The organism is Candidatus Limimorpha avicola (assembly GCF_056978975.1).
On the sequence record NZ_DBMCYK010000002.1, the window covers coordinates 24,786 to 46,645 of the forward strand.

Consider the following 21,860-nt stretch of genomic DNA (forward strand, 5'->3'; position numbering starts at 1 on the left):
TATTGAAATAACAAATAATTTAATTACTTTTACTTATTTCTATGGTGGTCAGTTCCAAACTGCCGTGTTCTGCTGTAAACTCTATCCAGTTGTTGTCTTCACTGAACCATTTGTACTGTGAGCCGATACGGACGATGAAGTCGTTTATATCCTGATTGTTGGGGACAGTCACCATGAAACCTCCGTTCTTGGAGCCATCCTTGCCGTATGAGATATATAAGGTGAAACTTTCAGTGCCGAGGTTCTTGGCCTTTATAAAGATATAGTTGTTACGACGTGTCGTGACATCGACAGCATCAAAGCTAAAACGTTTTACCATGTTGACATCGAGAGTTACGGGAGAAGTGATGAGTTCAGCCAACTTGTTTTCTTGCAATATCTGTCCGATTTTCTTTATCATGTCGGAGGGATAGCTGTTACCGGTATTGAGAGCAATGGCTTTGGAATAGAAGTCTATGGCTTTATCATAGTTTTTGCTTTCAAACTGAGTGTCTCCACTTGAGATGAGTTGTTGAAATTCTTGAGCAAGTGCATTTAATCTTGATTGGTTGAGTTGTTCAGCCAAAGTCAGCTGCTGATTGGCAGTTTCGTCACCGGGTTTGTTCTCCAATGCTATGGTGAATTGTTCTATTGCGTCAGGATAGTTTTTCACATTCAGGAAATTGTTGCCTGAGAGCATTGCAGCATCATAGTTTTGCTGTTTCTGTCTTGCTATCTCTGCATAAAGATCTTCAATGACTTTGATTTGACTTAAAGCAGTGCTGTTGTCAGGCTCTAACTGTAACAACTCTCTGTAAGTACTTTCGGCCTTTTCATATTCTTTGTCTGTAAAATACTGTTCTGCTGTAGTTAACAGGTGGTTGATACGTTCCTGACGTTCTGCCTCGGATGCAATGGCAGCCAATTGATTTTGGGCATCTGCAATTTTTTGTTGAGGGTATGTTTCATTTGATTTCAGTTCAAGGGCATGCTGATAGGAGAGTATGGCATCATTGAATTTGCCTTCTTCAAAATTCTTGTCGCCTTCCTGAATGGCTTTGTTGTAGTTTTCTTCCAACTGTTGTTTTTCCAATGCCAATTGTGATTCCTGAGTCTTTATCTTTCTATTTACATTGTCTTTTTTCTCATGAGCTTCCACACCATTGGGTTTCAATTCTATGGCTTGAGAATAGAATGACAATGCTGTTTGCAGGTCATTGTTGTTTTCAGAGTCGGTACCTTTATCGATAAGGGCAAAATATCTCGCATCCAATTCTTCCTGATTTCTAATGTTTTCCAATGTGGTGTTTATACTTTCAATTTTCATTGTTGCATATTCGTCATTGGGTTTTACGACGAGAGCCTCGTTGTATTTTGCCAATGCGTTGTTCAGGTCGTTGGCGGCTTCAAATCCCTGTGCCGCTTCTATTATAATGCGATAATCTTGCAATGCCTTGTATTCATCACTGTTAAGGGTCTCGTTGATACGGTTGATCATTCCGGTGGAATATGCATCATCAGGTATTATTGTCATGGACTGTTGATACATGGCAAGAGCCTTCTCGTACGATTTCTCCTGATAAAGACTGTCAGCCTGTGCAATGGCAATATTATATCTGTCGGATATGGATTTTTCTACCGTTAATCTTGCAATTTCATTTTTTGTGTCTTCATCTTCAGGAAATATTTCAAGAGCGCTTTGATATTTTGAGATAGCTTCGCCGTAACGTTTCCTTAATGTTAGTTGTTGTGCTTCAGCAACAAGTTTCTCAAAGTTATCTACTTGATTGTCATATATTTCTTTTTTATTTTTAGCTTCTTCATACTTGTTTCTGGCATTATTGTTGTTGGGATATAATTGCAATGCAGCTTCATATTGCAATGTCGCTTCTGCATAGCGTTCTTCTGACAGCAGTTTGTCGGCAATAGACATTGTATTGTTGAAAGCAGCTATTTTTTCTTTTTCCTGTTCTAAAATATTTATTATGGCAGCTTTTCTCTCCAAGGCGTATGAGTCGTTTGGAAGTATTGACAAAGCCTTGTTGTATTCCTCAAGAGCCTTTTCCATGTCACCTTTTTCATAAAGGGCATCCGCGGTGTCGATGTAACCGTAAAACACCTCTTCTTTCTGATTCTGTTGGCGAATCATTTGCAGTGTTTTGTTAAGTTTGTTTTTTGCTGTGGCGTCGTCAGGTTTTTGACGTAATGCCTCCTGGTAATAAGATTTGGCTTTGATATATTCTTTTGCGCCGAATTCCTTATCGCCGGATTGGATGAGAGACTGATATGTGGGCTCTGCTTCCTGTGCAGATATATTATTGGATGATAGACAAAATATTAGCGATATCAATAAACTTATGATAAAAAGCCCTTTCTGCATAGATGAAATTATTTTTCTTAAAACGATTAAAAAGATTTATTATTGCATGAGTTAAGATTCAATTATACCGTCTTTGATTAGTATGCTGCGGTCTGCCATTTTGGCAAGGTCGTTGTTGTGTGTCACTATGGCGAAAGTCTGACCTGTTTCTTTTCTGAGGTTGAAAAACAGCTCGTGAAGGTCTGCTGCAGATTGTGAGTCCAAATTACCGGAAGGCTCGTCGGCAAGAACTATGGCAGGACTGTTTATCAAGGCTCTCGCTACTGCAACACGTTGTTGTTCACCGCCTGACAACATGGACGGCTTATGGTCGGCACGTTGGGTGAGATTCATGTATGACAGTAGTTTCATGGCTTTGTCGTATGCTTGTTTTTTAGATGTCCCTGCAATGAATGCCGGAATGCAAATGTTTTCGATAGCGGTAAATTCAGGCAACAAATGATGAAACTGAAACACGAAACCTATCTTTTTGTTTCTAAATGCCGCAAGAGTTTTTTGATTCATGCTGTTGACATTGACACCTTCAATGAATAGTTCCCCTTTGTCAGCCTTGTCGAGAGTGCCGAGAATCTGCAACAGCGTGGTTTTTCCGGCACCTGACGCTCCTACAATACTGACGATTTCACCTTTTGTGATGTCAATGTCAATGCCTTTTAAGACTTGTACATTGCCAAACGACTTGAAAATGCCTTTTGCCTGAATCATATTAATTTTTTTGCAAAAATACATAAAATCTTCAGAATAATTTCATCAAAATGAGAAGAAATGACGACAGACGACTTGATATCAATGTTATAATAACAGATTGCTGTTCTTAAAAAATGTAAAAAATATGAACGAATAGAAAACCATGACATGATTACTCAGCCAAGACAAAAATGCTCAATATCATGTATGTAATATCGTATTGTTTATTTTTTTTATTTGTTATGAATGAAAATTGTTTTTATTTTTTAACTTTGCAGTTAAATTAAGAAAAATATTTAAGATATTAAAAAAATAAAAACGCGAAATGCTTGACATGTAGTTTGAGATGTGGGTATTTACAGTTGGAAATAAATTTGCAATATTGTTTTCATGTTTGGTTAAATAGCGATTTTTGAAATGTATAGGAGTTTTTTTATAATAAAATGCGTATGAGAATTATTAATAAAATGTTGTTTGTTGTCATTACGATGATAATATTTACAGCTTGTGCCCCACTTAAGACACCTGTTGTTATGAAATATGCCTCTATTGAAAAATATAAATATGCATATATTATACCAACGAAAGAATTGACTTCTAGTAGCGGTGGAACTTTTGGTGGTATGTATGGAATTTATGGTTTATCAACAACTAAAAGCGTTAATCCAAGTGATGTTATTTCGGGAATTTTGATTAAGGAAGGATTTATAATTTTACCTGAATTGAAATCAGAATTGTCTCATGAGACTATAGTTGTAAACTATGGTGAAATTGGTAAAAGAGCACGAGGTTTGGGACATACAATGGAAATTATAATTCAGTTCATTTCTGCTGACACTAATGAATTGCTATGTTCCTGTACCGGTGAAGGACAAGGAGAAACAGATGCTGATGATATTCGTCAGGCTATTAATAATGCATTGTCGAGTTTGTTTTTTGAATATAATGATAATCAGTTTTAAATTAGTATCATGAAAAAATCGATTGTTACTTTTTTTGTATTAGTTGTAACTTTAGTGTCATTTGCTCAAAATGATACTGAACATTTGACATTTAAGGGTGTTCCAATTGATGGAACGTTAAGCGAGTATGTCAAGAAAATGAAAAGTGCCGGGTTTGAGTATTTGGAGGGAGGGATTGATTATGCAGTTCTGCAAGGTGATTTTGCCGGTTTTAAAGATTGTAATGTTTTGATATATACGCTTGATGCAATTAATGTTGTTAGTAAAATATGTGTATTGTTTCCTGAATGTAATGTTTGGAGTTCTCTTGAACAAAATTATAATCTTCTAAAATCCATGTTATCACAGAAGTATGGTGTTCCAACAGAGGTGGTAGAGCAATTCCATGGCTCGCCTGTTCCTAAAACTAACAATGATAAGCTATATGAGTTGTCTATGGATAGATGTACTTGGTACACCTTGTATGAGACTCCGAAAGGCGATATTAAATTGTCTTTACAAAAAAGGGATTGGGACTATTTTGTTTCGCTGATGTATTATGATAAGATAAACACTGATGCAGTCCGTTCCTCAGCTATTGATGATTTATAATAATTTACTCGTTGTTGTAAACGATTGATTATAATTTCTAATAACTTTATTGAATCTGTCTCATAATGTCCGAAATTCTTTAATAATTTCGGACATTTTATCGTTATTTTAATAGAAAATCGTATCTTTGCATCATGAATCATAGTGGATATGAAGACAATACTGACAAAGGAAATACGGAGCATCATAGACAGAAACGGACCTAACAGGCTTTATATGGTGAGTGATTTTGCACATCTGAATAATGACGGGTTAGTTACTCGTGCACTTTCTCGATTAGAGAAAGAGGGAGTACTCATTCGTCTTTCACAAGGTCTGTATTTATATCCGTTGCGTAATAAATTCGGTGTACTTCGTCCGTCTATTGAAGATATAGCATACGCCATTGCAGAAAAGGATAAGGCTCGTATTATACCCAGTGGATTGACTGCATTGAACAAATTGGGACTGTCCACGCAGGTTACGATGAATGCTGTCTATTTGACAGATGCCACATCACGAGAACTTACTATCGGAAACCGAAAAATCATATTCAAGCGCAGCGCACCTCGCAATTTTGCCTATAAGACGGACTTGTTCCCACTTATAGTCGCTGCCATGAAAGAATTAGGGAAAGATAACGTGACAGATGAACAGGTTGCTATCATAAAACAAGCCATTGAGAAATATGGCAGTCCTGATGAAATCAAATACGATTACAGCATTGCCCCACAATGGATTAAACAAAGACTTGCATTATGAATTGGACTATGCTCACATAAGAAGAGCGACTTACAATATTAGCTAATGTTGCTGAGGATAAAGGGATTGTGGATAATGCCGTAGAAAAGGACTATTGGGTCAGTATGGTGTTACGCGCCATATTTTCTTTGCCGTATGCTGCAGCTTTTGTATTCAAAGGAGGAACGAGTCTTAGCAAAGGTTGGGGTTTGATAGAAAGGTTCTCTGAAGATATTGACCTTGCAATAGATCCTAAATATTTTGGCTTCACAGATATTGCGACTAAAAGCCGGCGGACTAAATTACGAAAAGACTCCAAAAAGTTCATCGATAGCATTTTTGTGCTCGATGTTGAGAACAGATTAAAAGAGTTTGAGTTGTTAGAATGTTGTAAGGTTATAATTCCGGAGACATCTGTCAGCGACCTTGACCCTGTAGTCCTGTTTGTTGAGTATAATTCAGTGCTGCAAACAAAAATGAAATATATATCTGAACGAGTCAAAGTTGAGATAAGTTGTCGTTCACTCATGGAACCATCGGAAGAGATAGAAATGCGTTCGATGATAGAAGAGACCTATCCGAGTGAAGAGTTTTCATTTCCGATATTTACAGTTCCTACCGTAGTGCCCGGACGGACATTCTTGGAAAAGGTTTTTCTTTTACATGAGGAATTCAACCGTCCAAACGGCTGTACACATATCGAACGTATTACGCGACACATGTATGATATTGTAAAGATGATGGACCACTCATTTGCAATGGAAGCGATGAAGAATATTCAATTATACGAAGATATTGTAGCACATCGTAAAAAGTTCACTGCATGGAGTGGGTTGGATTATACGCGTCATCTTCCACATACAATATCTTTTCTTCCTCCTTCAAGTATAGAAAATGTTTTACGAGAGGACTATAAGCAGTTGAAAATCGGCTTCATATATGCCGATGCACCATCTTTCGATGAGATTATGGAACGCTTACGGGACTTGCAGGATAGATTCAGAGCATTGAAATGGGAAAAATAATTGTTGAAAGTTTGGAAGAAGTAAATGATTATGTTAACTGTTATGTAAATTATAATTCAGTTCATTTCTGCTGACACTAATGAATTGCTATGTTCCTGTACCGGTGAAGGACAAGGAGAAACAGATGCTGATGATATTCGTCAGGCTATTAATAGTGTTGTCGAGTTTGTTTCCTGAATGTAATGTTTGGAGTTCTCTTGAACAAAATTATAATCTTCTTAAATCCATGTTATCACAGAAGTATGGTGTTCCAACAGAGGTGGTAGAGCAATTCCATGGCTCGCCTGTTCCTAAAACTAACAATGATAAGCTGTTTGAGTTGTCTATGGATAGATGTACTTGGTACACCTTGTATGAGACTCCGAAAGGCGATATTAAATTGTCTTTACAGAAAGGGGATTATGGAAAATATTTTGTTTCGCTGATGTATTATGGTAAGATAAACACTGATGCAGTCCGTTCCTCAGCTATTGATGATTTATAATAATTTAAAAACCTTATTATCATTAGAAGAATAGAAATTTTGTTGCTCGGTTATAATTGTGTTCATTACATCTTAAATGGATTTTTATAATACCATAACAAACAGGCAGTTTGAGAATTTTTCCACAGACTCGTTAAGGATTTTATTATGGTTGAAACTTTTGAATGCCATCGTTGTTATCAAAGAGAATACAAGATAAACATATAACAACAGACATGAAGACTAAATTTTCTGATTTAATTAATGGAGAACAAGCTGTTTTGATAGATTTTTTTGCCGAATGGTGCAGTCATTGCAAACGACAGACAGGCGAACTTTTTGAAGTTGTGGAACATTTTAAAGACAAGATACGCATTGCAAAAGTCGATATTGATATCAATAAGACCTTAGCGCATAAATATAAGATACATTCTGTTCCAACACTTTTCCTTTTTAAAGACGGGGAATTGTTGTGGATAAAAAAAGGCGTGGCGACAAAAAATGAACTTGTTAGTTTGCTTGATATGGTATAAATAATATAAGTATATGAAAAAGAGGCTGTTTTGTTCAGCCTCTGATTGTTGATATTAAGTATTATTATTTGATTTGTCTTTGTTTTTCACGCCCTGTAATTTTGCTCTGGTGAAAGGTTTGTTGCGGTCGAACAGATATCTGTATGTGATATGAGTCTTGTACAGTTTTGCGCCGGCACTTTCAGCAATTTTCAGCATAGGAGGGTTGAAGTCACCTATCCAGTTGAGTTGCAGGTCTTTATATTTGAACCTTCTCTTGACAGCCTGAGCTTCGAGAGAACATATCAGTCCGGCTTCCAAGCCTTTGGAACGATGTTCCGGAACCACACCGAATACCAATGATATTGCACGGTCGCATACTCTAGCCACTTTGGCTCGCCAGAATATCCTCAACTTGTTGAAAAAATGGTCTTTGCCGTTAAGTCCTTTATAAATCTGGTTGAGGTCTATCATCATAAGGAAAAACGCCACCGGTTCGCCTTTGTAGTATGCAAAGTGCATTAGTCTTGGGTCAAGTACGGGTTTCAGCTGATTGAGAAGATTGACAGCATGCTGTCGTGATAGTTTTGTAGTTCCCGGTATGACGCCCCACGCCTTATTGTATATGGTAAGGAAGTCATCGGCATAACGGTCTATCTGTCTTTTATCTATTATCTCGAAAGTATAGTCAGGATTTCCATATACCCGTTTGGCTTTTTCGTGAAGAATAGGGTCAAAACCTCCGACGGTCATCTCGCGTCTGTATGTAAGTTGTTTGAAATAGTCTTTAAAACCGTAATTTTCAAATAGTTTGCTATAGTAAGGATAATTGTACGGCATGTTGTAGATAGGGTCGGTAAAGCCATCAACCAAGCAACCCCAAAAATAGTCACGGTCACCGAAATTGACAGGTCCGTCCATGGCTTCAAAACCGCGTTCTTCAAGCCATTTTTTTGCTGTATCGAAGAGTATGTTGGCAGCCTCTTGATCGTCAATGCAGTCGAAAAATCCACAGCCTCCGGTACGTTGTCCGTTTTCTTCTTTTTCATAAGTGGCTGATGTCTTTTCATCATAAAAAACAGCAATTCTTCCTACTATTTTGCCTTTCTCGTTTTTCAATAAAAATCTTGCTGCGTCACCGTGACGAAACAATTTGTTCTGTTTTCTGTCGAATACTTGTTCAACTTCTTTGTCAAGAGGTCTTACATAATATTTGTCGCCCTTGTATAATTTAGCAGGGAAATCAAGCCATTGTCTAATGTCTCTTCTTGTTTTAATTTCAGATAAGGAATACTGTGCCATCCTTAATATTTTTTTGCAAAAATCTTAAAAAAAACTATACCACGAAAGACTAAATATATTTGTATCTGTAAAAAATCAATAAAAAACATCAAAAAATCAACAAACGAATACATTTGTTATTTGTCTTCATCAAGATCTGATTCTGATTGTGACATGGTATCGTTATAGGTGTTTAATAATGATTTTGCTTTGTCAAAATAGTCGCTTTCAACCAACAACGTGCTGCTGGAATCGGGATTTGCTGATGCCCATCCGGCAACAAGACCTTCGTTCATGGTGTTGCGTAATATATATGGTATTCCGTTTTCTTCAAGTAATGATGCAATATAAGATGCCTCAATGTCGGATCCCACAAACAGGTTGATTAAATCTTTTTCCATGGCGTTTAATTTTTAGCAAATATAATAAAAAATGTATAATTTTGTTCAAAATTTTATTAAAAAATGGAAAAAAGTAAGGATTTACAAAAAAAATATAACCGTTTTATTGAGTATTTTTCTGCAACAATGCCTGTGGCAGAGTCGGAATTAATATATGAGAATCCTTATCAACTTATTGTGGCAGTGATACTTTCGGCGCAATGTACTGATAAGCGTGTCAATATGACTACACCTGCTTTGTTCAGTAGATTTCCTACTGCCGAAGATATGGCGATATCCAATGAGAATGAGATTTTTTCTTTTATCAAATCTATCTCGTATCCCAATAATAAGGCTAAGAATCTTCTTGGAATGGCAAAGACATTGGTTCGTGATTTTGGAGGTAAAGTGCCTGATAATATTGATGATTTACAAAAATTGCCGGGAGTGGGACGTAAAACTGCCAATGTGGTACTTGCCGTTGCTTTTGATAAGCCTGCCATGCCGGTGGATACTCATGTTTTCAGAGTCTCCAACCGTATAGGTTTGACATCAAATGTAAAAAATCCTTTAGATTGTGAAAGACAACTTGTAAGTCATATACCGCAGGAACTGTTGTCAAAAGCCCATCATTGGCTTATCTTGCACGGCAGATATGTGTGTAAGGCTCGTAATCCTGAATGTCAGACTTGCGGAATAAATGGGATATGTGAATATTATGCGAAGACGAAATCATAAAAATTGTAAAAATGGTTAAACCGACTGTAAAAAATGTTATCTTTGTTGCGTGACAAGAGAAATTCAGGTTTTATGAAAGATAACGGTTTACTTGTCGTTAAGAAAATAAAGTTAAATTAATTAAGTAGAAGAATATGGAAGAAGATGTTGAGAAACTACGTCAGGAGAAATTAAAAGCTCTGCAAGCTACTTTGGGAAATATAGAGAAGTCCTTTGGTAAAGGAAGCATTATGCGACTTGGCGATCATAAGTCGGAAAAAGTGGAGAGCATTTCAACCGGTTCCATAGGTTTGGATTATGCCTTGGGAGTTGGTGGCTTGCCCAAGGGAAGAATTGTTGAGATTTTCGGACCGGAGAGTTCAGGAAAAACGACATTGGCTCTACATGTCATTGCGGAAGCACAAAAACAGGGTGGCATTGCTGCTTTTATTGATGCTGAACATGCTTTTGACCGTTTTTATGCTAAGAAACTCGGCGTTGACATAGATGATTTGTTGGTGTCTCAACCTGATAATGGAGAACAAGCTCTTGAGATAGCTGAGAATCTGATACGTTCCGGTGCTATCGATGTCATAGTTATTGATTCAGTTGCCGCTTTGACACCTAAGAGCGAGATTGAAGGAGAGATGGGCGACAGCAAAATGGGTCTTCAGGCTCGTCTTATGTCTCAGGCGATGAGAAAACTTACCGCTTCTATAAGTAAAACAGGAGCTGTATGTATCTTTATCAACCAGTTACGTGAAAAAATTGGTGTCATGTTCGGTAATCCTGAGACAACAACAGGTGGAAATGCCCTGAAATTCTATAGCTCGGTGCGAATAGATATTCGTAAGGTAAGCCAGATTAAGGATGGAGAGAATATTCTCGGCAACAGAGTCAAAGTTAAAGTCGTGAAAAATAAAGTGGCTCCTCCTTTTAAAAAAGCTGAGTTCGATATACTTTATGGGGAAGGTATTTCTTTGATAGGTGAGATAATAGACCTCGGTGTTGAGATGAATGTCATTAAGAAAAGCGGCTCCTGGTTTAGTTATAATGAGACGAAACTCGGTCAAGGTAGAGATGCTTTGAAACGTCTGCTCGAAGAAAATCCGGAGTTGTGCGATGAACTACATGATAAGATAATGGAAGCACTGAATAATTCAGACCAAGAATTGTGATTGATGTTATGAGAAATTTGTTGCTTTGTTTTATATTGACACTGTTTCTGTTCAATTGCTCTGATAATGTTGGCAAAAAGAAAACGGAAACGACAACAGCGGTCGATACTGTAATGAATGTTACCGCAGATTCAAATGATGTTTCAATTGAAACTATTAATGAATCTATTGTTAAAGACAGTACTAATGTGGAACTTTATATTCAACGGGCAAAACTGTATTTATATAATGAGCAGGTAGGATATGCTATTCGAGATATCAACAAGGCATTGTCGTTAGACCGTAAGAATATTGATGCTCTTTTGGTGTTGGCTGATATTTATTATGAACTCGGAGATGAGAATAATATTTTGCTTACACTTAACAAGGCTAATGAATATGCTCCCCTTGATACGAGACCGATTATAAAACTCGCAGAGTTGAGTTTTTTACAGGGCAATATGCAGATGTCATCGGCTTATCTTGATAAGGCGTTGGAACTTAACAAATACAATCCTCAGGCTTATTTTATGAGAGGTATGATTTGTCTTGCAAAGAATGATACTGCTCTTGCTATTAAAAATTTTATGACATCACGTTTGCAGGATGATACGTTTTTTGACCCTGTCATACAACTTGCTCATATCTATGATGCCCAAAGAAATCCGCTGGCAAAGGATTTTTATCATAATGCAATAAGGATTATGCCAGACAATTATTCCATACATTATGATTTGGCTTTGTTTTTGCAAGATAATGGAGAACCTGAAGAGGCTTTGGCTTTGTACGATACTATACTGAATGCTATGCCAGACAATTATTATTGCATTTACAATAAGGGCTATGTAAATTTGGTATATCTTCATGATTATGATAAGTCTTTGGAGTTGTTCAATCGAGTCCTAGAATATGATCCTAACAACTTGGATGCACAATATAATATTGGGAGGATTTATGAAGACAGAGGAGATTATATAAAGGCAAAGAATGTTTATCTTAACATATTAAAGAAAAACTCCGATTATCAGCTGGCTGTTGATGCATTGCAAAGAATGGGAGAATAATTATTTGTTTTTCAATGTATTGCAGTTCCTGACTGATGATTTGTAATTATAATTTTCCATAATGTTTTTATAATAAAATCCCATAAGTAAACACTTATGGGATTTTATATTTTCAATGTTATGATATTCAAGGATTATTCCATATCAGTGAATATTCTTGATAGTTTGTCGAGGTCGTTCTCAATATCCTGATTTACGACATTAAAGTCTTCTATATTATGCAATTCGCCTTTTATGCTAAAATAAAACTTTATTTTAGGTTCAGTTCCGGAAGGCCGTATGCTGACTTTTGTTCCTGATTCGGTAATAAATTGCAACACATCTGATTTTGGTAAGTTGATGATGGTGTCCACATTATAAATTGTATATTTGCAAGTGCCGAGTTTATAATCTCTGATCTCAGTTATTCTGGAACCAAGCAATGATTTGGGAGGTGTAGTCCTGAAAAGTCGCATCATTTCTTTTATTTCTTCTGTTCCGCTAATACCTTTTTTTGTCAATGAGACGAGTTTTTCTTTATAAAAGCCGAACTCGAGATATATCTCTTTAAGCAATTGATATAGGGTCTTGCCTTCTTCAGCTGCCCAAGCGGCTGCTTCTGCTACCATGAGACAGGCGATAACGGCATCCTTATCTCTTACGAAGTCTCCTACAAGGAATCCATAGCTCTCTTCTCCGCCACAGATAAATTTTTCATCCGGACTGTTTTGTATCTTGTCTGCTATGAATTTGAATCCTGTCAACACGTCGTATGTCTTGACATTGTATTTGTTGGCAATCCTGGTCAACAGGTCTGTTGTTACTATCGTTTTTACAATGAATTCATTTCCTTTGAATTTGTCGAGTTCTCTCCAACGGCGTAATATATAATAGGTGAGGAGGCTTGCGGTTTGGTTTCCGTTTAACAAGACGAATTCGTTGTTCTCGTCACGAACTGCCACACCCACGCGGTCTGCATCTGGATCTGTTGCAAGTACCACATCGGCATCAACGCTATATGCCTTCTCTATTGCCATGGTCAAAGCTGCATGTTCTTCCGGATTTGGAGATACTACTGTCGGGAAATTTCCATCGACAATCATTTGTTCGTCAACAGTAAATATCTTTTTGAATCCGGCTTCCTTCAACACTTTGGGTACTATTTGTCCGCCGGTGCCATGTATAGGTGTATATACCAAAGTCAATTTTTTCTGATTTTTTATTGCTTTGGGTGACAATGAGAGGCTTAATACTTTAGAGATATAAATATTGTCGAATTTTTCTCCTAACATCTCCAGCAGTTTCGGTTTTGCATCCGTTTTAACCATGGAAAAGTCAGTGATTTTCTCAACTTCGGCAATGACATTTTTGTCATGAGGACTCACGAGTTGACCGCCATCATTCCAATATGCCTTATAACCGTTATATTCTTTAGGATTGTGCGATGCCGTAATAACTACGCCTGCCTGACATTTCAGTTCTCTGATGGCAAAAGACAATTCAGGAGTCGGTCTTAATGACTCAAAAAGAAAAACTTTAATGTCATTGGAAGTCATTACGTCAGCAGATATTTTGGCAAATTTACTGCTGTTGTTACGACAGTCGAATGCGATGGCAACTTGAGGCTGTTTCACATCAGGGAACATTTTTTTTATGTAATTGGCAAGTCCCTGTGTCGCCATTGCGACAGTATAAACGTTCATTCTATTGGTACCGGCACCCATTATGCCTCTTAATCCGCCTGTTCCAAATTCAAGGTTGCGGTAAAAACACTCTTGAAGTTCTGCCGGGTCATTTTCGAGCATATTACGTACTTCTTTCTTGGTATCTTCATCATATTGGTCTGATAACCAGCTTTTTGCTCTCTCGATAATTTTAGGGTCTGAAGCATTCATGTCTTGTATGTTTTTAAGTTTATTTTCGGTTTAATTCTTCTATACATTTGATGAGACTGTCGCGCCAGAATGGTATCGACAGTCCGGTATAGCTTTTTATTTTGTTTTTATTGAAAGCGCTGTACTTTGGTCTGGCCGCTTTGGATCCAAATTCTTCCGTGGTGATAGGTATGGCCTTACAGTTTTTGCCGCTTATTTTAAATATGGCATTGGCAAATTCATACCAACTGATGATACCGTCGTTGCTATAATTGAATATCTCATGAATCTCTTTGTCGGCATTCCTTCCAATAATAAACATTATAGTATTAGCGAGGTCAAATGCCCAGGTGGGACTGCCGTACTGGTCATTCACTACGTTTACTGAGCGTCTGTCCTCGGCAAGACGCAACATGGTTTTTACGAAATTGTTACCTGTTGAAGAATAAAGCCATGACGTGCGCATGATTACATAATAACAACCGCTTTTCTTGATGACATTTTCACCTTCGACTTTTGTTTTACCATATACTGATATGGGATTCGCAATATCAGTCTCTGTATAGGGAGTGTCGTTATTTCCATCGAAGATATAGTCGGTGGAAATATGGAAAAGAACGGTATTATGCAATTTACAGCATCTTGCTAATATTCCAACAGCTATAGTGTTGATATTATGAGCTTTGTCATAATCATCTTCGGCTTTGTCAACAGCTGTATAAGCAGCACAATTTATACAGATGCCTATTGAATGTGTTTGAAAAAATTTAATGACATCATTTTCATTACTGATATCAAGGGTGTCATAGTCAGTGAAAATCCATTGATAATCTGATGAATAAGATGCAATTTTCCTAAACTCTGAACCTAATTGTCCTTTACAGCCTGTAACTAAAATTGTCATCTCTTAGTATTATTTTGTCGCAAATTTATATAAAAAACTAATACCAAGTGATTCTTTAAACTGTAAAATTGGTCTTTGTTTAGTAATTTCGACTCCGTTTTCTATTTCAGTGACTGTAAATTTAATATTGTCATCATAAATGAGATGAATATTAATCACTGTTGATATTTGTTTGCTTATCAAGAATCTGATACCTGTTTCCCAATCCACATCTATGTTCCATCTGTTGGATTTATTATGGTCCATATAGTTGTTGTACAGGTTGAGGTTGGAAAAAATACTGAATTTTTCTCCAAAATCTTGTTTGTATTTTATTAAAATGTTAATGCCTATCTCACTAAGAAATCTTTTTCCTGGTATCCAAATACTGTCGCCTTCTACTATATTCCAATATCCCGCCTCAACGCCGAAAGCACCTTCGTCAGCTAGCTTCTGATCGTTAACAAAAGTTAATTTTCCGGCTACTGGGCTTATAAATATTGAAGCGATACCTTTAAAACTGTATGTATAACCGACAGATATGGTGAGGTAGGCAGGTGCAAAAAATCCTGATATAGGAACTGAATCGTTGGGATAAGTGTAACCTTTTGCAAATTGTGTTTTTAGTGCCCCTATGGATGTGAATGTAAGATTTTTCTTGTTGTTATGAGACATTGTAGTAGAAATCTCGCAACGATCTTCGGTTTTTTCTACTCGTTTATCTCTTGCGTATGTACTTAATCCGTATCCGAAAACTCCCGAAATGACATAATTGAAAAGACGTCTGTTGTAAGTGTATTTGAAATTGAAATTTGCTTTGCCGCTGGAATTGCTTTCGCCTCCGGCAGCCCAGTGTGTTATCGCTAATTGATTTAATGTCAGTCCTATATTACCTTCAAATTTATGTGATATCGCCTCTTTCTGAAGTTCCTTTTTGGTTTTTACCTTAGTTACTGTATCATGATCTGATTGAAAAAAAATAGTGTCGATTTTAATATATTGAACAGGCTTTATAATGGTGTCGATAACGTATGTTGTGTCTATACGTGTGATTGTGTCGGTTTTTATAGTGTATGGAACATTTAATACGACACTGTCTTGTGCTTTGCTATTCAATGAAAACAACAACGCAAATAAAAACAAAATAACAGTAATGCATCTAAATCTGACTATCACACCTTAATAAATTGACATTTCAAAATAAAAAAAAGCTCGTTTTGCGCTGCAAAATTAATAAAATGATTGGTAATTTAAAAAAAAAGAACTCAATGATTCTTAAAAATTTTAATGGTTCTTTGTTTTACTCAATCTTCTATGTTTTTAACATCGAAAATGCAAAAATATTATATGGAAAATATATTCTTTGATAAAAAAAATTGGCAGCAAGAATGTAAAATGATATTTTGAGCACTTGTATGCTAAAGTTTATTTAAATTTGATGTTGACGTATTGTAAGATATTTTACATTTAAACGAAATCATTTCTATTGTTGTTAAAGATTACAGAATGCGATGTCGGATATTTTTTGTTTGTCTTATTCTTATTTTGAAGTATGAAAAATTGGATGCTGTTCTAAATCAGAATTGGATGGGATTATAAATAAAGTTTGGACAGTAAAATAAATAAGCAGATCTAACAAAAGACCTGCTTAAAAAGTGATTCCGCTGGGATTCGAACCCAGGACCCACAGCTTAGAAGGCTGTTGCTCTATCCAGCTGAGCTACAGAACCAGCACCGTTTGCGAGTGCAAATATACTACTTTTTCCGAAAATGGCACATAAAAGTGCAAAATTTTTAAAAAATAAAATGATAATTGATTAACAAATACTTGCTATTGTCTTTTGGCTACTATTTGTGGTTTGGATTTCTTAACGTTAATAATATTGCCTTGAAATTCCATTTCATTTAATTCAACAACAGCAACGTATGCCTCTGAATCGTTAGGCATATCAACAAAACCATAACACTTTGAGCGCTTTGTCTCGTGGTCCATTATTATCTTTACATTGGTTACTCTCCCAAAACGCTCGAACAAATTTTTTAAATCGTCGCTGGTCGTTTTACTACTTAGTTTGGCTACAAAAATCTTCATAATATACACACTTTAATTCGACCATAAAGGAATGTATAACACATTCTCAATATATTCCACTGCAAATATAAAGATTGTTTTTTCAAAAACAAGAAAAAAATCAAATTTTTTTAATCAAAAATTAAAATAGTTGAAAAACTATAGATTTTTCAACTATTTTCATGAATTGAAGTTATACGTAAATGTATCTAAAAACTTAGTGAAATCTTGTTTATTCAATTAATTTTAGAATACGTTTCATTATGTCCGTATTATCCATTATCCCTGAGAAATTTTCAGCACCGCTACCGAAAGCAAATACCGGGACCGGTAATGCAGAATGACTTTTTGTTGTCCAGTGGAAATCCGTTGCTGTATATTTTCCGTTAGGATCTATCATGGTAAGTCCTCCGGTTTCATGGTCTGCAGTGACAATAACCAAGGTGTTGGCATTGTTTTCAGCAAAATCAAGTGCTATATTGATTGCTTCGTCGAAATCGCGAAGTTCCTCTATCATTGTAACAGAATCATTGTCATGAGCGGCAAAGTCTATTTGTGAACCTTCAACCATTAGAAAGAATCCGTTATCATCATTGCTTAATGATTTCAATGCGAAGTCAACGGATTGTGGAAGAATGTCTCCTCTTATCTTTGCCGATTCCATGTGTTTCTTAGATGTAATGACGGCTATCTTATCATCTGAATAACCTTCCGGAAGATAATCAAATATTTTCCATCCTTCGGAAGTCATTTTATCAAATAAGTTGATGCTGTCTTTTCTTGTTTCAAAATATTTTCTGCCTCCGCCAACTATGATATTGAGATGCTCATTATTGGCAATGTCCATTGCAATTTCTTCATTATTGTTGCGATTTATGTTTTTAGCGAGAAAAGATGCCGGCGTGGCATGTGTTATGGATGATGTCACAACGATACCTGTTTTTTTCCCTTTTTCGGCAAGAATATCAAGGATGCTTGGCACAGGAATACTATCAGCCGACATACCTATCATACCGTTATTGGTTTTCACTCCTGTCGCTATTGCTGTTCCTCCTGCTGCAGAATCGGTGATTTCTTTGTTGAAAGATTTTGTTATCGAAATGCCTGTTACAGGAAAACGTTCAAATGATGTGGTGTTCTCAGAAGTCATCATAGCTGCATAAACTTGAGGCAGACTCATGCCATCTCCAATCATCAAAATGACATTGCGAACTTTTGAAGTGTCTTGACAATCATTATTATTTACTACAGTACCTCTGTTGTTGCATGAAGTAAAAAGTAATGTTGCAGATAATAATGCAAATTCTAAAAAAACATATTTTTTCATATTGATACTTAATCAAGTTTTAAATAATTAGCAAAGATAAGTATCTTTTTTTTATTATGCAAAAGGAAATAAAAATAAAAAAAACGAGAAAATGTTTGGTTATATTAAAATAATATGTATCTTTGCACACGCAAAACGAACCACTGGAGAGGTGGGTGAGTGGCTGAAACCAACAGTTTGCTAAACTGTCGTATCTAACAAGATACCGGGGGTTCGAATCCCCCCTTCTCCGCATAAAGATCGGGGCATGGCGCAGTCCGGCTAGCGCACCTGCTTTGGGAGCAGGGGGTCGCAGGTTCGAATCCTGCTACCCCGACTCGATAAAGTTTCAAAATAGACTGTCTGAAAAGTTTAGGCAGTCTTTTTTGTTTGTAATAAATATGATGCTGTAAACCTTTTTATTGTTTGACAGCCTTTATAAAGCGATTTTTACTTGAGAGCAATGAATTTTTATGCTTGTATTTTTGTCGAACTCCAATATTATAATAAGTTTTTATATCAGATACTTGATAAAGTAAATATTATTTTGTAATTTTGTTGATGATAAAAATAAAAGTTATGGAAGAGAGAAGATATACTCCGGAAAATATTACTACATTGAAAGACAATGAGATATTCGTCTTTGGGAGTAATCTTTCCGGCAGACATGGAGGTGGAGCGGCAAGAGTGGCACTGAATCTGTTCGGGGCTGTCTGGGGGCAAGGCGTAGGGCTGCAAGGTCGCTCGTATGGCATACCTACCATGCATGGCGGACCTGCCGCAATAAAACCTTATGTCGATGATTTTATCCGCTTTGCTGCAGTTCACAACGACTTGGTGTTTCTTGTAACTCGTGTGGGTTGCGGCATTGCCGGTTTTAAAGATGAGGAGATAGCTCCTCTGTTCAGTGCAGCCTACAACATGAAAAATGTAGTGCTGCCAAAGAGTTTCGTTGATGTTATTGAGAAATCAATGCATAAATAATCTTACACAGGCATACATATAATGATATGCTGTACATGGATTTGTGAACGCCTTTGAATGTCATTATTTGGACACTTTCTCAATCCATGAATTTATTGATTTTTCATTTATGTTGTTGACAAGTAACCCTTCTTTCCAATCGAGTGACGGATAATCTTTTTTCATCTGCGACACGCTGTTGGTAATGCTGCTGCCTCCTGATGTGGCAAATAACGCAATGTTCTTTCCTTTTAAGTCATGACTTTCGATGAAAGTGTTGATAATACGCGGTGGCAAATTCCACCATATAGGAAATCCTATGAGTATCACGTCATAGTCTGAAATGTTGGAGTTATTGTCTTTTATTGCAGGTCGAGAGGTCTCGTCATTCATCTCTAATGAGCTGCGCGATTGTCTGTTATGCCAATTCAAGTCAGCATCTGTATAAATTTGTTGCGGAACTATCTCATGAACATCGCCTCCTGTTATGCCTGCTATTCGTTCTGCCGCTCTTTTTGTCGTTCCTGTGGCGGAAAAATAGGTTATTAAAATACGTTTTTTCATAGTGCTATTGTTGTTGATTTCGTTATTTCCGTTTTCTTCTTGTGAATATGCAGTATAACAGACAGACACAAGAATTATTAATAATGAGATGATTTTTTTCATGGTTATGTCATTTTAAGATTGATGAATGGACGTTACTCTATGTTGTTTATTAAACATATATTATTTACCGTAGAATGATGTTTTGTTTATAATGCAAAGATAACGTAAATTTCAGTTATAATGTTGTTTTGCAATTCAAATAAAGTTTGTTTTAGAATTTTGCCGATTATGAAAAAATAGACAATTGTTTTTCAATCATTGTGACATGTTTTGTTTACAATAAACAGGGATGTGAGGGAGAAGGATTAAAAAAGACCTCTTTTGAGGTCTTGGAAGTTTTTGGCGTATCGGTTATTATTTAGATTCGTAAAACATTCTGTCTATCAATTCTTTATAGCGTTCTTTTATGACATCTCTTTTTACTTTCAGAGTAGGAGTGAGAGAGCCGTCGGCAGTAGTCCATTCATCTGCAATCAGTTCATAGCGTTTTACTTTCTCAGTGTCGCCCAAGGAGGTGTTCAATTTCTTTATCTCGGCAGCAATGCGGTCTTTTACAGCTTTCACTTTTATCATTTCTTCCGGTTTTGTAAAAGGAATCTCGTGTTTTTGGCACCAGATCTTGAGGAATGAAAAATCAGGCACTATAAGAGCCGCAACGTATTTTTGGTTTTCTCCGAATACAACAATGTTCTCAATGAATCCGGATTCGGAGAACAGGCCTTCTATGAGGTCAGGATTGATATATTTTCCTAAAGAAGTTTTGAACAGGTTTTTCAGTCTGCCTGTGATACGTACTTGATTGTATTGATTTATCTCTCCAAGGTCACCGGTATGAAACCAGCCATCGCTGTCAATTACAGAAGCGGTAAGTTCAGGATCTTTGTAATAACCCATCATGACATTGTGGCCTCTGCAGATTATTTCGTTTTGTTCTGTGACGCGAATCTCGACACCCGGCAAAGGTAATCCCACGACACCGGCCTCACGTCCATGAGGACCTCTGCAACTGACGGCTATCACAGGAGAACATTCAGTCATGCCATATCCTTCAAAGACAGGCATTTTGATAGCAGAAAAGAAAGCTACTATGGTGGGTTGTATGCTTGCAGCGCCGGAAACGATGATGTCGAAATGTTCCGCACCGAGATTTTTGCGTATCTTTTTGAAAACGAGGTTGTCAGCTATGCGTAATTTGAAATTGTACCACCAGGACCTGTCTGAATCTTCTATCTTGTATTGTTTTGCCAGGTTGACTGCCCAAAGGAAAATGTGTTTTGCTATACCTTTCTGCGATTTGCCTGTCTGTTTGACTTTCAGATATATCTTTTCGAGCAGACGTGGCACACATGTCATCATGGTAGGCTGAATTTCCTTCATCTCCGTTTGTATTGTGGCTAAACTTTCAGCATAATAGATAGACATGCCGAGATATTGATAGAGAAACACGAGGGTACGCTCGTAGGAGTGACATATCGGCAAGAAACTGTAGGCACGTTTGGAGTCTCTTGAGGGTGTATGATATAAATTGTCAATCTGGTTTAGTATATTTGAATGAGATAACATCACTCCTTTGGGCGTTCCGGTGGTGCCTGAAGTGTATATTATTGTGGCACATTCATCACTTCTTACCGCATCTTTACGTGCCTGCAGAACATCCGGGGATGGATGGTCTTTTCCGAGTTGCAGCAGTTCTCTGAAGTGTGGATATGTGCTCTCTTCAGTCAATGTATATATCATCTTCAGAGAAGGGACTTCGTTAATAACGCTGTTGAGTTTGTTGATAACTGAATTTCCTTCTATGACAATGAGTTTGGCCTCACTGTTGTTGATGATGTATTTATAATCGTTGTTACTTACAGTAGGATATATTGGTACAGTAATGGCACCGACCTGCATTATTGCCATGTCGAGCATGTTCCATTCCGGACAATTGCTGCATATTATGGCTACTTTGTCATTTTTCTCAATACCTAATTCTATTAAGGCGTAACTTAACAGGTTGACTCTTTCAATATATTCGTTGATAGAATAAGTCTTCCAATTACCGTTATGTTTTTTGGCAAGAGCGACTTTCTGTTCCGGATAGGTCTGCACATACCTCGTCAACAAGTCAAAAATCCTTTTTTCCTTCATGGCAATTTTTTTTACAAAATAACAGCAACGAATGCGAACATGTTGTAAATTGGGACGTTTTTAAAAGAAAATGGGGTAAAAATGCTGATTTAGGGGTGAAGATGCCTATTTTAGGGGTGAAATTAAA

The 21,860-nt window shown here is 36.8% G+C and carries 21 protein-coding genes and 3 tRNA genes; 12 read left to right on the forward strand and 12 right to left on the reverse strand.

Annotated elements, in window-relative coordinates; all coding sequences use genetic code 11:
• Window positions 1-19: 19 nt before the first annotated feature.
• On the reverse strand, window positions 20-2,359 hold the full coding sequence (locus ACZOVS_RS01285; protein WP_483995431.1) for a tetratricopeptide repeat protein: 2,340 nt from the start codon (window positions 2,357-2,359) through the stop codon (window positions 20-22).
• Between the two features lie 51 nt (window positions 2,360-2,410).
• Entirely contained in the window at window positions 2,411-3,064 is a 654-nt protein-coding gene (locus ACZOVS_RS01290; protein ID WP_483995432.1) for an ABC transporter ATP-binding protein, read from the reverse strand.
• Between the two features lie 431 nt (window positions 3,065-3,495).
• On the opposite strand from ACZOVS_RS01290, the gene ACZOVS_RS01295 reads away from it, so the two are divergent.
• The 6 genes from ACZOVS_RS01295 to ACZOVS_RS01320 all read left to right on the forward strand — a co-directional run bounded on the left by ACZOVS_RS01295 (window position 3,496) and on the right by ACZOVS_RS01320 (window position 7,340).
• Complete coding sequence (locus ACZOVS_RS01295; RefSeq protein ID WP_483995433.1) at window positions 3,496-4,008, forward strand: hypothetical protein; 513 nt, start codon at window positions 3,496-3,498, stop codon at window positions 4,006-4,008.
• Between the two features lie 9 nt (window positions 4,009-4,017).
• Entirely contained in the window at window positions 4,018-4,599 is a 582-nt protein-coding gene (locus tag ACZOVS_RS01300) for a hypothetical protein (RefSeq protein ID WP_483995434.1), read from the forward strand.
• Between the two features lie 150 nt (window positions 4,600-4,749).
• Complete coding sequence (locus tag ACZOVS_RS01305) at window positions 4,750-5,340, forward strand: DUF6088 family protein (protein WP_483995435.1); 591 nt, start codon at window positions 4,750-4,752, stop codon at window positions 5,338-5,340.
• 68 nt (window positions 5,341-5,408) lie between these two features.
• Entirely contained in the window at window positions 5,409-6,344 is a 936-nt protein-coding gene (locus ACZOVS_RS01310) for a nucleotidyl transferase AbiEii/AbiGii toxin family protein (protein WP_483995436.1), read from the forward strand.
• 79 nt (window positions 6,345-6,423) lie between these two features.
• Entirely contained in the window at window positions 6,424-6,828 is a 405-nt protein-coding gene (locus ACZOVS_RS01315; protein WP_483995437.1) for a hypothetical protein, read from the forward strand.
• 215 nt (window positions 6,829-7,043) lie between these two features.
• The gene (locus ACZOVS_RS01320) at window positions 7,044-7,340 is read left to right on the forward strand and encodes a thioredoxin family protein (protein WP_483995438.1); all 297 of its coding nucleotides are present in this window, start codon (window positions 7,044-7,046) and stop codon (window positions 7,338-7,340) included.
• 54 nt (window positions 7,341-7,394) lie between these two features.
• On the opposite strand, the gene ACZOVS_RS01325 is transcribed toward ACZOVS_RS01320, so the two are convergent.
• Together ACZOVS_RS01325 and ACZOVS_RS01330 are read right to left on the reverse strand one after the other, a co-directional pair.
• Window positions 7,395-8,621: a hypothetical protein gene (locus ACZOVS_RS01325; protein ID WP_483995439.1), complete on the reverse strand. Its 1,227-nt coding sequence runs from the start codon at window positions 8,619-8,621 to the stop codon at window positions 7,395-7,397.
• A 116-nt stretch (window positions 8,622-8,737) separates the two neighbouring features.
• Window positions 8,738-9,001, reverse strand: coding sequence for a putative signal transducing protein (locus tag ACZOVS_RS01330; RefSeq protein ID WP_483995440.1), 264 nt, complete (start codon window positions 8,999-9,001; stop codon window positions 8,738-8,740).
• 63 nt (window positions 9,002-9,064) lie between these two features.
• Here ACZOVS_RS01330 and nth point away from each other — a divergent pair, with 63 nt between their 5' ends.
• From nth to ACZOVS_RS01345, 3 genes are all read left to right on the forward strand, one after another.
• Window positions 9,065-9,718: an endonuclease III gene (gene nth / locus ACZOVS_RS01335; RefSeq protein WP_483995441.1), complete on the forward strand. Its 654-nt coding sequence runs from the start codon at window positions 9,065-9,067 to the stop codon at window positions 9,716-9,718.
• Between the two features lie 134 nt (window positions 9,719-9,852).
• Window positions 9,853-10,875, forward strand: coding sequence for a recombinase RecA (gene recA / locus ACZOVS_RS01340; RefSeq protein WP_483995442.1), 1,023 nt, complete (start codon window positions 9,853-9,855; stop codon window positions 10,873-10,875).
• A gap of 8 nt (window positions 10,876-10,883) precedes the next feature.
• Window positions 10,884-11,918, forward strand: coding sequence for a tetratricopeptide repeat protein (locus tag ACZOVS_RS01345; RefSeq protein WP_483995443.1), 1,035 nt, complete (start codon window positions 10,884-10,886; stop codon window positions 11,916-11,918).
• 134 nt (window positions 11,919-12,052) lie between these two features.
• Here the strand turns inward: ACZOVS_RS01345 and ACZOVS_RS01350 are convergent, their stop codons facing one another.
• The 6 genes from ACZOVS_RS01350 to ACZOVS_RS01375 all read right to left on the reverse strand — a co-directional run bounded on the left by ACZOVS_RS01350 (window position 12,053) and on the right by ACZOVS_RS01375 (window position 18,052).
• Window positions 12,053-13,792 (reverse strand): phospho-sugar mutase, encoded by a 1,740-nt coding sequence (locus ACZOVS_RS01350; protein ID WP_483995444.1) that lies wholly within the window; start codon window positions 13,790-13,792, stop codon window positions 12,053-12,055.
• 19 nt (window positions 13,793-13,811) lie between these two features.
• Window positions 13,812-14,675: a dTDP-4-dehydrorhamnose reductase gene (gene rfbD, locus ACZOVS_RS01355; protein ID WP_483995445.1), complete on the reverse strand. Its 864-nt coding sequence runs from the start codon at window positions 14,673-14,675 to the stop codon at window positions 13,812-13,814.
• 9 nt (window positions 14,676-14,684) lie between these two features.
• Entirely contained in the window at window positions 14,685-15,830 is a 1,146-nt protein-coding gene (locus ACZOVS_RS01360) for a DUF3078 domain-containing protein (RefSeq protein ID WP_483995446.1), read from the reverse strand.
• Window positions 15,831-16,310: 480 nt separating this feature from the next.
• Window positions 16,311-16,384 (reverse strand) — tRNA-Arg (locus ACZOVS_RS01365).
• A gap of 101 nt (window positions 16,385-16,485) precedes the next feature.
• Window positions 16,486-16,746, reverse strand: a complete 261-nt coding sequence (locus tag ACZOVS_RS01370) for an RNA recognition motif domain-containing protein (RefSeq protein ID WP_483995447.1) — start codon at window positions 16,744-16,746, stop codon at window positions 16,486-16,488.
• Window positions 16,747-16,957: 211 nt separating this feature from the next.
• A complete protein-coding gene (locus ACZOVS_RS01375; protein ID WP_483995448.1) occupies window positions 16,958-18,052 on the reverse strand; it encodes an alkaline phosphatase in 1,095 nt (364 codons plus the stop codon).
• 145 nt (window positions 18,053-18,197) lie between these two features.
• On the opposite strand from ACZOVS_RS01375, the gene ACZOVS_RS01380 reads away from it, so the two are divergent.
• From ACZOVS_RS01380 to ACZOVS_RS01390, 3 genes are all read left to right on the forward strand, one after another.
• Window positions 18,198-18,284: transfer RNA gene (locus ACZOVS_RS01380), tRNA-Ser, on the forward strand.
• Between the two features lie 9 nt (window positions 18,285-18,293).
• Window positions 18,294-18,368 (forward strand) — tRNA-Pro (locus ACZOVS_RS01385).
• A gap of 242 nt (window positions 18,369-18,610) precedes the next feature.
• Complete coding sequence (locus ACZOVS_RS01390) at window positions 18,611-19,015, forward strand: A1S_2505 family phage non-structural protein (protein WP_483995449.1); 405 nt, start codon at window positions 18,611-18,613, stop codon at window positions 19,013-19,015.
• Window positions 19,016-19,078: 63 nt separating this feature from the next.
• Here ACZOVS_RS01390 and ACZOVS_RS01395 read toward each other — a convergent pair whose 3' ends face one another.
• Complete coding sequence (locus ACZOVS_RS01395) at window positions 19,079-19,660, reverse strand: flavodoxin (protein ID WP_483995450.1); 582 nt, start codon at window positions 19,658-19,660, stop codon at window positions 19,079-19,081.
• Between the two features lie 294 nt (window positions 19,661-19,954).
• Window positions 19,955-21,733 (reverse strand): AMP-dependent synthetase/ligase, encoded by a 1,779-nt coding sequence (locus ACZOVS_RS01400; protein ID WP_483995451.1) that lies wholly within the window; start codon window positions 21,731-21,733, stop codon window positions 19,955-19,957.
• Window positions 21,734-21,860: the final 127 nt, after the last annotated feature.